The 17,491-nt window shown below is 47.8% G+C and carries 9 protein-coding genes; 7 read left to right on the plus strand and 2 right to left on the minus strand.

Annotation, left to right across the window (positions count from 1 at the left end):
• Position 1 precedes the first annotated feature (1 nt).
• The 3 genes from MGMO_RS04885 to lpxA are packed head-to-tail and all read left to right on the plus strand — an operon-like array spanning position 2 to position 2,269.
• Entirely contained in the window at positions 2–565 is a 564-nt protein-coding gene (locus MGMO_RS04885; protein ID WP_023493927.1) for a methylated-DNA--[protein]-cysteine S-methyltransferase, read from the plus strand.
• Positions 513–1,475: a site-specific tyrosine recombinase XerD gene (gene xerD / locus MGMO_RS04890; RefSeq protein ID WP_023493928.1), complete on the plus strand. Its 963-nt coding sequence runs from the start codon at positions 513–515 to the stop codon at positions 1,473–1,475. The genes MGMO_RS04885 and xerD overlap by 53 nt, the downstream gene beginning before the upstream one ends.
• 8 nt (positions 1,476–1,483) lie before the next feature.
• Complete coding sequence (gene lpxA / locus MGMO_RS04895) at positions 1,484–2,269, plus strand: acyl-ACP--UDP-N-acetylglucosamine O-acyltransferase (protein ID WP_023493929.1); 786 nt, start codon at positions 1,484–1,486, stop codon at positions 2,267–2,269.
• Between the two features lie 1,694 nt (positions 2,270–3,963).
• On the opposite strand, the gene MGMO_RS04900 is transcribed toward lpxA, so the two are convergent.
• Entirely contained in the window at positions 3,964–6,873 is a 2,910-nt protein-coding gene (locus MGMO_RS04900; RefSeq protein WP_023493933.1) for a multicopper oxidase domain-containing protein, read from the minus strand.
• A gap of 933 nt (positions 6,874–7,806) precedes the next feature.
• On the opposite strand from MGMO_RS04900, the gene MGMO_RS04905 reads away from it, so the two are divergent.
• Together MGMO_RS04905 and MGMO_RS04910 are read left to right on the plus strand one after the other, a co-directional pair.
• Complete coding sequence (locus MGMO_RS04905; protein ID WP_023493934.1) at positions 7,807–13,299, plus strand: peroxidase family protein; 5,493 nt, start codon at positions 7,807–7,809, stop codon at positions 13,297–13,299.
• Between the two features lie 426 nt (positions 13,300–13,725).
• Positions 13,726–14,571: a hypothetical protein gene (locus MGMO_RS04910; RefSeq protein ID WP_023493935.1), complete on the plus strand. Its 846-nt coding sequence runs from the start codon at positions 13,726–13,728 to the stop codon at positions 14,569–14,571.
• A gap of 210 nt (positions 14,572–14,781) precedes the next feature.
• On the opposite strand, the gene epmB is transcribed toward MGMO_RS04910, so the two are convergent.
• Positions 14,782–15,789 carry an EF-P beta-lysylation protein EpmB gene (gene epmB, locus MGMO_RS04915; protein WP_023493936.1) on the minus strand — a complete coding sequence of 336 codons (1,008 nt, stop codon included), beginning with the start codon at positions 15,787–15,789 and terminating at the stop codon, positions 14,782–14,784.
• 83 nt (positions 15,790–15,872) lie between these two features.
• Between epmB and efp the strand changes: the two genes are divergently transcribed.
• Complete coding sequence (gene efp / locus MGMO_RS04920; protein ID WP_023493937.1) at positions 15,873–16,442, plus strand: elongation factor P; 570 nt, start codon at positions 15,873–15,875, stop codon at positions 16,440–16,442.
• Positions 16,443–16,475: 33 nt separating this feature from the next.
• Positions 16,476–17,447: an EF-P lysine aminoacylase EpmA gene (gene epmA / locus MGMO_RS04925; protein WP_023493938.1), complete on the plus strand. Its 972-nt coding sequence runs from the start codon at positions 16,476–16,478 to the stop codon at positions 17,445–17,447.
• The last annotated feature ends 44 nt before the right edge of the window (positions 17,448–17,491 follow it).

Below are 17,491 nucleotides of genomic sequence, written 5' to 3' on the forward strand. Positions count from 1 at the left end.
GATGCCAATTAACATCATCTGGGTTGATAACTGTGAGGGCGAAGAAAAAGTCGAAAGGCTTCATACGCCCGTCTGCACTATTAAGGTTCATCGTCGGCAAGATGTGATTACCCACATCGACTGGGATTTTTCCCAAGACGCTGACGCAACAGAAAATAATGACAAACACACTCTCGATTTCTGGCCTGAACCGGAACAAACCATCAACCTGAAACTGTTAAAGCAAGGCACGGTTCATCAAAATAAAGTCTGGGCTGAACTGTTAAAAATCCCCTTGGGCTCTACCTTGACCTATTCCGCGTTGGCAAAAAAAATCGGTTCCGCCGCCCGCGCTGTCGGTAATGCGTGCCGCACCAATCCTTATACGTTGCTTATTCCTTGTCATCGGGTGGTTGCGGTGAATGGCATGGGTGGATACAGCGGGCAGCGGCATGGTGAATACATGCGTATTAAGGAAAAATTGCTGGTGTACGAAGCGAATTTATTCAATAGGCAGGAAGCAAATTGCATTCATGGTTCGACAAGCTCACCACGAACGGAATTTGCTTCCCACCGTTCGTCCTGAGCCTGTCGAAGGACAACGTTCGTACGTGCAAAACGCCACATTAATCGACCAATTCCTGGATGCTGTCTGGGTTGAGCAAGGCTTGAGCGAGAACACCTTGTCCGCTTACGGCAGCGACCTTCGTATCTTTGCGCAGTGGCTTAAGGCCCGTTCCATGCTGGAGGTTAATAATGGGGATTTATCCGATTTTTTGGCAAGCCGTTTTAAAGAAGGTATCGGCAGCCGGTCTTCCGCCCGTATCTTATCGAGTTTACGGCGCTTTTACGGGTATTACATTCGGGAAAACAGCATTACGGTTGACCCGACTGCGCTCATTGAATCCCCGCATATCGGCAGGCCGTTACCCAGTTCGCTGACAGAAGACGACGTAGAGCTTCTGCTGAATGCGCCAGAAACCGCACACATTTTGGGTTTTAGGGATAAGGCGATGCTTGAAATGCTCTATGCGACGGGGCTGAGGGTATCGGAGCTGGTCAATTTGACACTGGACCAAGTTAGCTTACGACAAGGCGTGGTAAGGGTCGTCGGTAAAGGCAATAAGGAACGATTGGTGCCTGTTGGCGAAGAAGCGATGAGTTGGCTGGAAAATTACCTTAACGAAACCCGCTTAACCTTATTGAGCGGACGTCAATGTTCCTATATTTTCGTCACCAACCGGGGCGATAGTATGACGCGGCAAGCATTCTGGCATATCATCAAACGCTATGCCCTTAAAGCAGGAATCGATAAGCCCTTATCCCCGCACACCTTGCGCCATGCGTTCGCCACGCATTTGTTGAATCACGGTGCGGATTTGCGGGTCGTGCAACTGTTGTTGGGGCATTCGGACTTATCGACCACCCAGATCTATACCCATATTGCCAGAGAACGGCTAAAAGAATTACATTCAAAGTACCATCCAAGGGGTTAATTAAGATTATGTCGCAACAAATCCATCCAACGGCTTGCATTGCGCCCGATGTTAAACTGGGCAATCACATTGTAATTGGCCCATTTGTCGTAATCGAAAATAATGTTGAGATAGGGGATGACTGCCGGTTAGGCGCACATACGGTTATTCAGCCTTATGTGACTTTGGGAAAAGGCAATATCCTGCATCCCCATGTCGTCCTTGGCGATTTGCCGCAAGACACCAGTTTCAAGGCGGAAACCGTCTCTTGGTTGCTCATAGGCGACAATAACGTGTTTCGGGAAGGCTTTACCGCGCACCGTTCCGCCAAGGAAAACGGCGAAACGCGCATCGGTTCAGGCTGCTTCTTTATGAACAACAGCCACGTAGCCCACGATTGCACCATCGGCAATAACACCATTTTTGCGAACAATGTTGCGATAGGTGGGCATGTTGAAGTCGGCGATAAGGTCTTTTTGGGCGGCAATGTCGTCGCCCACCAATTTTGCCGGATCGGCTCGTATGCGATAGTTCAAGGCACCACGGGACTGAGCATGGATGTCATCCCGTTTACCCTAATAGGCGGCCATTATGCGAAACACTACAAATTAAATACAGTGGGCTTGCGTCGCGCCAGCATTACCGGAGCCCGTTACAACATCCTTGCATCCGCTTTCCGTTTGCTAAAAAACAGGCAATCGCTGGACAGCTTGGAAGAAACTGAGGAGTTACGTTTTCTAAAAAATTGGTTGGCGGTAAAATCCAAGCGAGGGATACATGGGTTTATTGATGTGGCTAAAACGGATGAGCCCTGAAATTAAGGTGAAAAAATCCAAAAAATAGTCCTGTCATCAATTGCCTTGCCATAAGATAATCAGTCTATTGATTATAAATGCCTTTATAGAAAACCAACATAAGCCAGAATTCAGAAACCCATTTCCAAGATGTAAGTTTTTTAAAAAAATTTAGGTTGATTTGAACCTTTTGACGAGAAACTGCCATTAACGGGCGAGAAGATTGAAAAGTTTTCTTAACAGAAAGCCGCTTTAAGCGGCATTACTTTATAACTTAGGAGAAAACACAATGAAAGTAAAAACAAACATTAAAGCAGGTCGCCGTGGCCGTCGAGGTCATCGCCGTAATCCAGCAGAACACGGACCAAACCACACCTAAAGCAATAGCTTCATCACTCCTGAACGAAATATTACCGTTCAGGAGCGATAAATTTATACCATAACTTTTGTATTGTTAAATTAATCATTAAGCCTTTCTGAAGCAAACTGTTCGCTGATTTTTTCCGATCTATCTTACCTTGTCACTATTGCATTTTTATTCAGCGGGTAATAGTGAACTGCCTCTGATTTTGGGTGCTTGCAGTTGCATCACTAACGGAATTGGGCAGGGTTAAATTTAAAACCTACCCAATTATACAGCACGATCCCACTAATCCCGCTCATAAAGAAACTCAAGGTTTCTTAGGTCAATTCAATGTTCACCTTGCCAGATTTTTGCTGAAAATACCAGCAGGCTTTAAGGTAGGTTCAGCACAATGCTAACTCCGACACACGACATAAAAATCGCCACTGTCATAAACATGAACAGAATGGTATGGGCGATAGTTCTAGCTTGCTGACATACCTCTTGGGATGTATGGGTAAGTTGTTGACGTTTTTCTGTTGACATAATTTTTGCCTCACGAATGGCTTTACTTTACCGTTTATCTTTTCACCACATCTATGGGATGTTGGCTTCAAGAACCCTTCTGGTGGCAGCCAAGTTACCCTGCCATCCAACCGTGCATGATTCCGATATTGGGTTGATAACTGTTGGGTTATCGCCAGCCAAATATCAAATATCCATGGTGCTATTTATCCTCTAATTGTGAGTGCAAGTATATTCGTATGATTACCTAGCAGGCTGTGAAAAATTACCCAACCACCCGAATTATTTTGCTTCCCAATCAGCCCAAAAACTGTTGTATAAGCGAACCTGTGCCTGATTGCTTATTTAAGCTTCAGCGAAAATCAATACAGAGATACCGGTAATGATGCTACACGTTTTCAAGCGTTGCCGCCGGGATCTAGGCTGTATGGGTAATTTCTGTGCGACAAGCCATATTCTCGTACGCTTAATACCGGTGACCTTGCATTGCCTTCTTTGGGTGATCGAAAGTGCAGGGGAGGCTATGGATTCATCTTCTGCCAATCCCTTAGGCATGAGGGTTACTTGTGGGGGGTGGGCTGATAGTTGGACGTATGGGGGAATAGGTGTGTCGTATTAAATCTGTATTGTCTCGATAAGCACTTGAAGTAAAAAAACGCCATACTGCCAAGGAGCGGATATGGCGAGGTTGTTAAAACCGAATGTACGTTACTTCGATGAAGATCAGCGGTCTTCAATTGCCCTTGGCGTGCTTGTTGATAAGGTTGAAGGCGGCATTGCAATAACTGCACATACCGCCTTCGTTCACAACCGCTTCCTTGCAGTTGTCAAGCATCTACCCAAACGGTCATCCGTGGTGTGTGGGTTGTACCCGATGTTTTTGCAGGTAATGCTTCATCGATTGACCATTACCCTTAGCCAGCGCCTTTATATTCTTGGCTTTCTTTCTTGGCTGAGCGTTGTGTTGGCTTGATAAATTCGAATGCCCTGGCTTATGGGCCTTGTTATTTATACTGGGCGATCCTGCGCTTACCGTAATTGATTCACTCGAGCTTTTCTTGACATCAGGTACTGTGGGCGTAGTTGTCACACTTTGGCTTGGGTCATTCACGATGACAGGGTCAGGTGTAGGGATCGGCGTGGTGTAGAGATCTAAAATATCGACATCACTTAACCCAGCCGGTGTTATAAAGCTTTGGGCGGCTTTCACGTCGCCGGTTTTATAGGTCGGCAAGGTTGTGCTGGCTTCGTAGAACACCCCATCCCATCCTGCTTGTGGGGTTGCCAGGGCTATCGTTTGGCCAGGGTGTTCTACATCCCAACGTAGCAACATCGCTTTGTCTTCATGTTGGGTGTTATGGCAATGTTCTACGTATGTTCCGCCAAACTCCCGGAAACGTATCGCCATGTCGACACTGTCCGTGCTGTCAACGAGCGGCCCAACACGGTATACGTCTTTACGGCCAAATTTTTCCCAAGGGGGCGGGGTTTTGCCGCCACGGTACAGGATTTGGCCTTCTTCAAAGTGGACATGCACAGGATGACTCCAGCCGCCGCCGCCTAATTTAATATGCCAAATTTCAACTTTGCCCTTACCGTCTGGTGCATCAGGCAAGGTTGGTGCCGCAGAAACGCGGTGTGGATCCATGGTTAAACCAATGCTACCATCGGTCTTGATTGTCCAAGGCTGGGCATCAGTTCCATCGGACTTGCCGAATACGAAAGTCCGGTGTGTAGCGGCTTGTATTTCTGCATTAGTTGGTCTATTTACAGGGATCATCTGCCTGTTGAGTGGGTTGCCTTCCACGTAGTCGGCAGGGTTCATGCTCAAGTCCGTGCAAGTGTCAGTGCCGTCCTGTCCGCAACCTTTTACCCTAAGTTCAAGGAATTTACCCACGCCTGGATCACCATTAATACCATCAGCGACATAGCTGCCATTTAGCACATTAGCCAAGGGAATCACTCGTTCTGGCCCCTTACCATTGACGTGTTCCAACAGGTTGACGAAGTACAGCTTTCTGCCGATCATGTCTTTGAAGTCTACAATAATATCGTAGCGTTCGGCGATGCCTTGCTCAGGCAATGCCCCTTCTGCAGTCTCCGCATTAGGGAATGGTACGGCATACTGCATGATATTACCGTCGTTGGCAATCATGTGATAAGGCACTTTGTTGCCTGCTTCATCCACAATGGCGATCTTGTAATAGCGAGATACGCTGCCGTTCAAGATACGGAAACGGTAGCGACGGGCACGTACGTCCAGGTAAGGTTTGTACACCCAATTGACGGTGATACGGTCGCCCAGGAAGCCGTCGGTATTAAAGACGTTGAATTTAAGTTGACCGTTGTTGTCCCAAGCCTTGTCGGCGACGACCAAGTTAACGTCGTAATCGCGGTTGCCCCAATCCAATCCTGAGCCGCTAGGGAAGCAAAGGTTTACATTGTAAGGGCTGGGATGGGTTGGGTCAGGGTCGGCATAATTGCAACCATAACCTGGCTTGGTGTGGTCGCCGTTTGCTTCATGAATATCTTTAGGCTCCCGTCCCCGATCCAAGGCACTGTAATAGTTCATCATCGCGGCATTGCCCTTGTAGACGTTTTGTGCGGTGAAATCCAGCATGTGGTCGTGGAACCAATGGGTRCTCATGGTTTCCCGCCAGTCGCCAGGAACGTAGTTGATGCCACCGTTACCGTCAGGTGCGCCGGTCCTGAAGTGGGTGGCGTCCTTGTTGATGCTGTCGTGGCCTGCCAGGATCATCGGCCAATGGTAATCATAAAATTGGCCAGGATAAAAATAGGCATGGGCGTAACCGTCGTTTTCCGCGCCATCGTGACCGTTATGTTCATGGGTAGTAATGGTGTGGGTGCCAAAGCCGTTGTTGGCGGACACATCGATGGGCAACGCATTGTAATGGCGGAAAATCGTGGATTGTCCATAGCGCGCCATATACAGTTTGGGTGGCAGGGTGCCGTCAAATGTCCAAACGGAATTGGAATTTTGCACTGGCAGGTTTCCGTGCATCCTAATTTTTATGCCATTGGTACCCGGTTGCCCGTTCTCGTCTTCCACATAATAAAGCCCACCAGGGCCAAATTCCCCTGTGTTGTAATGGTGTAATTGGTATTTATTGCGAAGACCGTTATTGACCCGCGCACCCGTCATGGCGCTTTGGAAGTAGACTTTCGGGAAAAACTCTTCCCAGCGTTGGTGGGCAAACTGTTCGCCTCCAGGACGGCCTTCAAGAACCCCTGTATCAGTCGCAGACAATAAGCCGCAGTCCTTAACCTTGTTTACCCAGGCATTGGGCAGGGTGTCGTTTGCTGCGCGCGTAGGAAAAGGTGTGATGGGTTTGGACAGGAAGTCGTCCAATTCCTGGCCATTAGGCATACTTTGGCAATCCGCCACACCCGGTAAACTCGCTGCTGGCAACGAGCCGCTATTGTCGCTCGGTTGGCTTGGCATCTCCTGGTTGCCGAATTCTTCAAACATCAGCATTTTGGAGGAAAATGCAGTAGCACAACCGGGTTGCCCGCTAATGCACAATGGGCTGGGAGGGGAGGGGATATCCGCGTTGCCGGTTGGTATGTTGAACTTTGCATGGGCAGGATCTACAACCGCGATATAACCGCACAGTGCCGCTATGACCAAAGGCAGCGTAGAAATAGGTTTGGACGAAAGCGTTTGGGTGCTGTCTGTTACAAACCTGATTTTTTGTTCGGCACTATCCTTCGTGCCGGAGTTGATTGTTTTGTTCATGTAAATATCCTCAAAAAACAGTTAGGTGTTTGCCGCCTAGGCGGGGTCAAACATCGGTTGTATAAAATTCCTTGAAATACGGATCTTGCTTACGCCAAAAAAATAGTTTTTGTTCCTTCGTTTTGGAACCGATTAATCACTACTGCCAGCTTGGGTAAAATATTACGCTGAACAAAAAGTATGTATATTCGTACGATTACCTAGATGGATGTTAAATTTGACACTTTCGTTTGCCCCTTAACCTGATATTCAGGGCAACAAAAAGAACCACTGAGCCTATCCCGTCAATGCTGTTTAAAGTGGCTGTAACTGTCGCTATCGCCCAAAATTTTTAGCCTATTTCTCCCTAAACTGGTAATGGTTACCAAGTCATTAAAAAACAGACACGCGCTCGAACAATCCCTCTTAACACCTACCATCGTTCACTGGCCAACGGATTACCAAAAAGGCACGTTACATAGCTAATGCAGAGCTGGAGTTGATGCTTTTTTTCTGGGTCGACTAGGTATTAACGTCTGTGACGCCACCTCCAATAAATATATATAGAGGATGAAAAATATATAGCTGATGAAAAAACTTATTAGGGAACAGAACCTATACACAGCAATCGTGGCAAGAATTTTTATTGATATTACTCATTGTTTTTAAAAAATTAATACCATGAGAAGCCAATTGTCTGAGTAATTTTTCACAGCTACATAGGTAATCGTACGGATATATATAAATTAAAAATTGGAGGTTAATAGCATCACGGATAACTGAAATCTGGCAGGCAACGTCTTAAACGTTTTTAATCCCGAGATCGGAATCTTAAAAGGCTGGTTGTCAGTGTAGTTTTTGGTAGCCACCCAAAGGGTGCTTGAAGCCGATGTCCCCAAAAGCCCGGTGAAAAGCAAAACAGTAAAGTAAGGCCATTTTTATGAGGCTAAAATTATGTTAACCAATAAACGTAAATGGTTTGCCCGTCTTTTCGACAGAGAGGAATATCGGCGAGCCAAACCTGTAGCACACACGGTGCTATTGGCGTCAATCATCGCCATGTCGAATGTCGGCATGGAAACCGCTCAGGCCGTAGTTCCGCCAGGACAGGTCGAACCCAAACAAGTCGGTTCCGGGTTTACGGTCACAGCCGCTGACTTAAAATACATCCTTCAACAGATCAAGATTGCTGAAGCGCATGTGGCAGCAAACAACCCTAACCCAACAACAGACCCTGACAATTGCCAAGCACTTGTAGGTCCTGGCGTTAACCAAATCCCCACCCCCTTGCTGTCTTTTGGCCTTCGCACCGTGAACGGCGCATGTAATAACCTGCAACCCAGCCAAGACAAATATGGTGCAGCGGACCAGGTTTTTCCACGTTTGACCTCGCCTAACTTTGAAAAGCCCGCAGATTCAATACCATCAGGCTTTCCTGGCGCTGGTAGCCCTACAAACTACAACCAGACATCTGGTTTTGTATTTGACTCCGAACCACGTACGATCAGTAACCTGATTGTTGACCAGACTTCAAGCAACCCAGCCGCAGTTTACGTGGCGGGGCACCCAGCAAGGGCCCAAGCCGACCCAGATGTGGTTGTGCCTTGTACTGTCGAACCGTCAGCTCCTGGGGCTGGTGACGGACAACCTACAGGTTGCACACCAGCGCACGAAACCTTGTTCATCCCAAACATTACCACTGATGTTGGTTTGTCCCCTCCGTTCAACTCCTTGTTCACCATCTTTGGTCAATTCTTTGACCACGGCTTGGACAAGATTACTAACGGCGGTAATGGACAAGTCTTCGTCCCTTTAAAGGCTGATGATCCATTAATTGCTGGGCCCGACCACATTTTGGTTGATGACCCCAACACGCCAGTGAACGAAGAAGCCGACAATATTCCTCCTCAACAGCGCTTTATGGTTCTGACTCGCGGCACAATCGTTGGCCCTGGCCGCGATGCGATGAACACCGACACCCCGTTCGTGGACCAAAGCCAAACCTACACTTCGCATTCTTCACATCAAGTGTTCTTGCGGGAATATATTCTTGTCAGTGGCAAGCCAAAAGCAACAGGCAAGTTCTTGTCAACAGTAGATGGCGGCATGGCTACTTGGGCAATGATTAAAGACCACGCGGCTAATCTGCTTGGCCTGCAACTCGTTGATGTGGATGTCAACAATATCCCAATGGTTGCGGTTGACCAATACGGCAACTTTATACCAGGCCCAAATGGCTTTGCCCAATTCGTGACAGCCACTGGCCTTGTCGAAGGCGACCCTGCCAGCCCAGTACCTGCCCCAGCGAACGTAACCCGTATCGAAACAGCCTTCCTGAATGACATCGCACACAGTGCGGGCCCGGGTAGCATTGATTCACCAAAGCCTGTTGATGATGATCTCGTGGCTGGCGGAAGTTTGGATACACCTGTGCCTGCTGGTTCTTATGACAACGAACTGCTCGACCTGCATTACATCTGCGGTGACGGTCGTTGTAACGAAAACATAGGCTTGACCGCCATTCACCAAGTCTTCCATTTGGAACATGACCGTTTGGTGGACTATTTTTACCATGAAGATGGCACAAATATTCCTGGCTCTGTTACTGGTGTATTAACTCAGGACCCAGCTTTGCTGGCTGAATATAAAAACGTCAATTTGGTGGCTGGCCCCAATAAGACCTTCACCTTCGAAGAACGATTGTTCCAGGCTGCCCGTTTCGTCACCGAGATGCAATACCAACACTTGGTGTTTGAAGAGTTTGCCCGCAAGGTGCAACCAGCGATCAACCCTTTTGAACCGTTCGCCTTTAACCAAACTGACTTAAACTCAGCGATTACGGCGGAATTTGCCCATGCGGTATACCGTTTTGGCCACTCAATGCTAACGGAAACACTTCCCCGCTTAAATGAGGATGGCTCGCATAATGACATTGCCCTATTCGATGGCTTCCTTAATCCAGCGGCATTCAACAATGGAGGCTCTGTAGGACATCTTGACGATAGGAAAGCAACCGCTTCCTTAATCATGGGCCTGTCAGACCAAGGTGGTAACGAAATCGACGAATTTGTGACCGATGTGCTTCGTAACCGCTTGGTGGGCTTACCGCTGGACTTGCCTGCCATTAATATGACCCGTGCCCGTAGTGAAGGCATCCCTTCCCTGAACAATGTCCGCAAACAGGTTTTCGCGGCAACCAACGATGCCCAAATGATACCTTATGCAAATTGGGTTGATTTTGAACTTAACCTTAAACATTCTGATGACCCTGAACGCTCAACATTGGTAAACTTTATTGCGGCGTATGGCAAACACCCTCTTGTCCAAGCGGCGACGACTTTGGCGGATAAGCGTGCGGCCGCCAAGTTAATTGTCAGTGGTGATGTCTCAGTTCCCGATAGCGCTGACTTCTTGTTCAGCTTAGGCGCTTGGGCAAATATTAATGGTGTTTCCACAACTGGTGTTGATGGTATCGACCTCTGGGTAGGCGGTCTTGCCGAAAAAACTAATTTGTTCGGCGGTTTGTTAGGTTCGACCTTTAACTATGTGTTTGAGAAACAATTGACCGATCTCCAAAACGGTGATCGGTTCTATTACCTTGCCCGTACCCCAGGCATGAACTTACGCGCCCAACTCGAAGGCAATTCATTCTCTGAATTGGTGATGCGTAACACGGACTCGCACACCTTGAAAGCCGACCCGTTCGCAACGGCTGATTGTAAGTTTGAGTTGGCTAATTTATCCAGCCCAGCGGTTACTCCTACAATCGACATCAACGGCAATCCAAGTAACCTTAACACAGTGTTTGGTACTGGATCGGTCAACGATGACCCCGCTTCAGAATGTAATGAAAACCACCTGTTGATTCGTATGCCTGATGGCACGTTCAAATACCGTGAAACTAACCTTGATGACCCCGTCGGCATTAACGGCCAGTTGGTCATGAACGGTACCGGCGGCGTTGACCAAATGTTTGGTGGCAATGACAACGACACCTTATGGGGTCTCCTTGGCGACGACATCTTGAATGGCGGCGGCGGTGACGACTTTGTGCTTGGCGGCGAAGGTGATGACATCATCCTGGACTTCGCTGGCATGGACTTCCTGAAAGGTGGCCCAGGCAACGATGCCATTGATGCCGGTATTGGCGACGACATCATTATTGGTGGCGACGGCAAAGATTTCACCAATGGTGGTGGCAATATTAACGAAACCTTTTCCGGCCCAGGTGACGACTTCGCCATCGCCGGACAAGGCACAGATGCGGTGTTCGGCGACAGTGGTGACGACTGGATAGAAGGCGGCGACCAACCCGACCTGTTGATCGGTGATAGTTCCAGCTTGTTCTTTGATGACCATAACATACCAGGCCATGACATTCTTATTGGTCAAGGTGGCGATGACGACTACGACATGGAAGGCGGCGACGACATCGGCGTGGCTGGCCCTGGCGTTGAAAAAGTGGCCGGTGGTGCTGGTTTCGACTGGGAAATTGGCTTAGGCGACCCTCAACCACAAAATGCAGACCTGGAACTGAAGTTAGTCAACGTACTTCCTGCATTTGAGACCCGCGACCGCTACAATGAAATTGAAGCGCTGTCCGGCTGGAAGTTTAACGACACCTTACGTGGTGACAATATAATCCCCAGCCAAGTGACAGGTGGAGGCTCTATCGGTTGTGATGCGTTAGACCAGGCTGGTTTGGATCGCATTCCTGGTCTTGACCCTTTGATTCCTGCACTAGATCTAACGAACCCCGATATAGTGACTGCTGCAAGCGTAGTAGCCAACACAGTAACAAACTATTGCCTATTGACTGGTAATGTGTGGGGGGCAGGTAACATCCTCCTCGGTGGGGAAGGCAGCGATAAACTTGAAGGCCGCGGTGCCAATGATATCTTAGATGGTGACAGGTACATGAACGTACGGCTCAGTGTACGTTCTAACCCGCTCGATCCATCAACAGAAGTTGGTACTACCGACCTTATGGAAAATAAGCCTACCGTTCCAAATACAAATTTCGGCCCTGGCACTGACGGTATGACGTTGCAACAAGCCGTTTTCGCTGGCAAGGTTAATCCGGGTCAAATCGTGGCTGTTAGGGAAATCTTGACCCCAACAGTACCCGCAGGGGACTGTTTCCTCAATAACGACCCGAATACTCCGAACCCAACACCGCAAAACTGCGACGTGGCGTTGTTCTCAGGTCTTCAAGCTGATTACGCCTTCATTGCTGATAGTGATCCATCCGGTAATGTGATTAGCATAACTGCTACCGATGCCCGTGGAATCGACGGCGTTGACACGCTTTGGAATATGGAAGCTGTGAGCTTCTGTGCAACCCCGGGTGCTACCAGGGGGACTTGTGAAGCTTTTGGCCCAATACAACCGATAATTGTCAACCCTGTTACGTTTGAAGTGACTATAACGGGTTCGCGGGCTTTCGGTAATGTAGCTGTCGGTTCTAGCTTGGCGCAGACTGTTACGCTGAAAAATACTGGCACCGCCAACATTGTTGTCTCAGGTATATCTTTGACAGGTGTTGATGTCGCCGATTTCTCCTTCTCTCCAGCTACTCCGGCTACTTGCGGGACGATTCCAATTGCTGGAGAGTGCGACATCACCGTGACGTTTACACCGACAACTGCAGGCGCAAAATCGGCCACGCTTGTTATCAACCACAACGCCACCATAAGCACCTCTACCGTTGACTTAAGCGGAACCGGGATTGGGCCAGCTCCTGTGGCGGCTGTGTCATTGTCATCGCTGGCCTTCGGTTCGGTGAGCATCGGTGGAGTGTCCGGTACTCAGTCCATCACGGTCAAAAACACCGGAAATGCCGACCTTGTGGTGTCAAGTGCAACAGTGACGGGTGATAATGCCTTCTCTGTCTCGGCAAATACTTGCGGAACAGTCACGCCTAACGGCACTTGTTCAGTCACCGTGTCATTCCTGCCTACGACAGTGGGTGCAAAGGCGGCTACGCTGGATATCGTACACAATGCGGCGGGATCGAGCACAAGCGTTCCGATGGCCGGAACCGGCACTAGCCCAGGAACAGGTGCGGGTGTAGGTGTAAGTGTAAATGCGATTGTAGGCGCGAGTGCAGGAGTGTCTCCTGGCACACAACCTCCTGTTAATGCTGCGAAGTTGTCCTTGCCAACAGCGTTGGATTTCGGTACGGTGAAAGCCAAAGCGAACAAAACCATGGCCGTTACCGTAACGAACCAGCTTAGCTCCCTGCTGCATATCAGCTTCGTTAACACAACAGGCGGGGCGTTTAGTGCCACTCGTGGCGGCTGCCCAGTAATCCTCGGCGTGGGGAAAAGCTGTAAGATTAGGGTCACCTTCAACCCAACGGTTCCTGGTAAAGTTTACACAGGCAAATTGACGTTGAGCGGCAACAAGCCAATGACCATGTCCCTTAGCGGAACAGGGAGGCGCTAACTTAAAGTACACTATAATCTGATCGGCCTGTTTGCGGGGGCGGTAGCAATACCGTCCCCGTATTCTTTAAGGCTAGGCCGACATGAAAGGATATTGGCGTCAAAAGGAAGGCCGTCCCTAATTATAATCCATGATTTGTTGGTACATGATTTCATCTGAAACGATTGAAATTATGTACCAAGAAGCCATGAAAACCAGTATGATGATTAAGTCAGTACTGATTCATTCAAAGCCCAGAATTTCGATATATGTCTTGAGAAATCCAGTTCTGTTGTCGCTAAGGTTAAGCTTTCATCAGCATATCAGCAGTTTTTGAACCCAATAACTATGCCATTGTTTTTGTCTATAATACTTACAGCAAACGCAAATGTCCTGTACAAAACATCGGCCATATATCATCTTGATATTTAGAATAGAGGTATTTATATGAAATATTTTTCACTAGCATTACTTATAGTGGTTATTTTGGCGATAGCAATTTTTGCAATTCCCATTGTGGATAAAGATTCAGTAGAAAACGCCTCAATTTCCAAAACACAGGCATACAGCGAAAATGACCAGACGGCAGAAGGTCAAAACACAGCTTCAAAGGGCAATAGTTTCTCAGTAAGAAAAGCACCCTCTACGGAAAATGAAAGCCTTAATATCGCAGAAGCGATGGTCAGTAGAGGGCAAAAATACCTGTTGACACAGGTTGGCAATCGCCTAAAGCAACTCCTTTCCTTTAAGACAAGGATAGAGAATATACTTGGCCTAAGTGATGCAGATAGGAATAGCATAGTTTCCGAACTCAATGCCGAAATTGCGATGCTCGAAACACTCAAGACAGAAGTAAGCCAAAGCAATACCAAGGAAGAAATCAGGATTGTTGCCGACAAAATAAAGATCGAATGGTTAAAAAGTGTACAAAGTGTCGAGCGTGCGGAAGGGTTGGTTCTCGCGTCAAAAGAAACCCAACTTATCTCGGATGCCGATGCGGCTTCATTGGGCATACAAAAGAAGATAGATGCCCTTAAAGCTGAAGGTAAAGATGCCAAGCCCTATGAGGAAATGCTCGCTACTTACAGTAAAAAGGTTGCCTCAGCAAAGCAGGACGTGGAATCTGCCATAGAAAAATCTAAAGCAGTTGCCAGTGCATCGTCAGATGCCGAAAAAGAAAAGCTGGTTAAAGAAAAAAACCTTTTATTGAAGAGCTCCCAGGAAAATATAAGGGATGCCTATAAAACAATAGGTGACGAAGCCCGCAAAGATTTTGCGCGAAGGGTAAAATAATACCTGCCAAGTTAGTTAGGTTTAAACGACCTTTGCATCAAATTAGCATGCTTATGGAATCCCTGAATAAGTGGCTTTCATCCAGGGTCTAGTTACCTATCAAGTTCACGGTTTACCACAAACAAAGTCAATATAAACCATTCGTCCTGAAATTGTCGAAGGAATGCCTAATTGAAGAACTTGTGCAGAGTTTCCTTAGTTGATAGGTGGCTATAGGGTTTGTTTGGATCGCATTCCGGTTACTTCTTTGACTAACTTAGGGACAAGATAGCCGGGAAGGTGGTTTTGCGTTTCTTCCATCAGCGATATGGCCTTAGTTTCGGAAACCTCAAAATGGCCTGTCCCCGTAGCCTTATCTAATAAATGCAGATAGTAGGGGATAACGCCGTTAGCAAAAAGTTGTTCACTTAATTCACATAAGGTTGAAACATCGTCATTGACACCTTTTAGCAACACAGATTGGTTTAATAGTGTGATACCTTTATTTTTTAGTCGATTGAATCCTGCTTTGACGCGTTCATTTATTTCGTTTGCGTGGTTGGCATGAACGACTAGGACGATTTGTTTACGGCATCTGACTAGGGTGTTGACCAATCCTTCAGTGACTCGTGCAGGCAAAACAATGGGCAGGCGGCTGTGAATTCTGATGCGTTTGATGTGGTTTATCGCTTCCAGTCGCTGAATGAGTTGTGCCAAACGGCTATCGCTTAATAGCAAGGGGTCGCCCCCGCTTAAGATAACTTCGGAAATAGTCAGGTCGGATTTAATGTATTCGATAGCCCCGCTTTCCTGTTGCTTGCCGAGTTGCAATTCGGTATAGGGGAAATTCCGGCGGAAACAATAGCGGCAATTAATGGCGCAACTGCCGGTGTTGATCAACAGGACACGCCCATAGTATTTATGCAACAATCCCGGTTGTACGGCGGCTTTAATATCGCCGACTGGATCTAGGTTAAAGTCAGCATAATCAATAAGTTCGTCTTCAATAGGCAGCACTTGCCGCAATAAGGGGTCATCTGGATTCCCTTTTTCCATGCTGGCGGCAAAGCTTAAGGGAACGCGCATGGCAAATTGCTTGCTGGCAGCCTTTGAAATGGGCAAATCGTCCGTATTCAGCCCTAGATAACGGCATAAATCTTCGATTGAAGTGAATGCGTCGGAAAGTTGTTGTTGCCAGTTAAGGGTGAAATGGGACGCTACTGGATGGTGTTCCGGCATTTGGACGTATTTAGGTTTCTTGCTAGGTCAACCTCTATTATATAATGCCGCCATTTAGTTTATTGATTCGATTCGAGGATAGGATGGCTGTTTATAGTACGAGTGAGTTTAAAGCCGGGTTAAAGGTCATGTTGGATAACGACCCATGTGCGATTATTGAAAATGAGTTCGTCAAGCCAGGTAAAGGCCAAGCATTCAACCGGGTCAAGATCAGGAACCTCAAGTCGGGGCGGGTAATCGAACGAACCTTTAAGTCCGGTGAATCCCTGGAGGGCGCTGATGTGGTGGATGTCGATATGCAGTACCTGTACAGCGACGGCGAATACCGCCATTTTATGAAACCCGATACCTTCGAGCAGTACCAGGCCGACGAAAAAATTGTCGGCGATGCGGCAAAATGGCTGAAAGACCAGGATTCCTGTACGGTTACATTGTGGAATGATGCACCGCTGGCCGTCACGCCAGCCAATTTTGTTGAGCTGACTATTGTCGAAACCGACCCGGGTGTACGGGGCGACACGTCCGGCGGCGGTGGTAAACCCGCGAAATTGGATACCGGTGCGGTGGTGCGGGTGCCACTGTTTGTCCAGCAGGGCGAGGTGATTAAAGTTGATACCCGTACGGGCGAATATATCTCACGGGTTAAAGAATAAATTTCCCGAGACATTGGCTTGAATGAACCAGGGATGGATTGGCAGCCATCCTGTTCCTTCGAATTGCTGCGCTTACGGGCACGGATGCTCCAGAAAATCCGCCAATTTTTTGCGGACAGGCTTGTTTTGGAAGTGGAGACACCGTTGTTATGCCATGCAATCGGCACAGATCCGCACCTGAATTTTTTCAGTACGGAATGTACGTCGCTTAAACAACAAGCATTGTTTTTGCAGACTTCGCCCGAGTTTGCCATGAAACGCCTGTTGGCGGCGGGGTGTGGTTCGATTTACCAGATTTGTAAGGCGTTCAGGAATGGCGAGGCAGGACGGTATCATAATCCTGAGTTCACCTTGCTGGAGTGGTATCGCGTCGGCTTCGACCTGTCACAATTGATGGATGAAGCGGAGGAATTGATAACGGCACTGTTTGGAGAAAGCATGGCGTTACAGCCAACTCAAAGAATCAGTTATCAGGCTCTTTTCCAGCAAGTTACGGGCTTGAATCCCTTGCTGTTTTCCTACGAAGAATACGCAAGCTATGCTCAAAATAACGACCTGATTGATGCAGTGAGCTTATGTGGACAAGATCATTCGTCCTGGCTGGATTTTATATTTAGCCATCAAATCCAGCCAAATCTGGCCCCGAATACGCTATGGTTAATTTTTGGTTATCCTGCTTGCTTGCCGTCATTGGCAAAGGTTAATGTCGATAACCCGTTAATTGTTGAAAGAGCCGAGCTATTCATAAATGGTGTTGAACTAGGCAACGGCTATTATGAGCTCAGCGATGCAAAAGAACAGGCACGACGCTTTGATAAGGAGATTGCTTCTAGGCAAGCCATAAACCGTCCTGCCGTAACCAGGGATGACCGCCTGTTGGCGGCATTGGAAGCAGGCTTGCCGGACTGCTCGGGGATTGCGATAGGGTTGGACAGGATCCTGATGCTGCTGTCTCACAGTCCTGCTATCGACGAGGTTTTGGCTTTTTCCATAAGCAGGGCTTAAGCTGAATAAATATTTACTGTATTATAATCGCTTAGTTTTTGTAG

The sequence above is a fragment of the Methyloglobulus morosus KoM1 genome (genome assembly GCF_000496735.2).
GTDB classification, from domain to species: Bacteria; Pseudomonadota; Gammaproteobacteria; order Methylococcales; family Methylomonadaceae; genus Methyloglobulus; species Methyloglobulus morosus.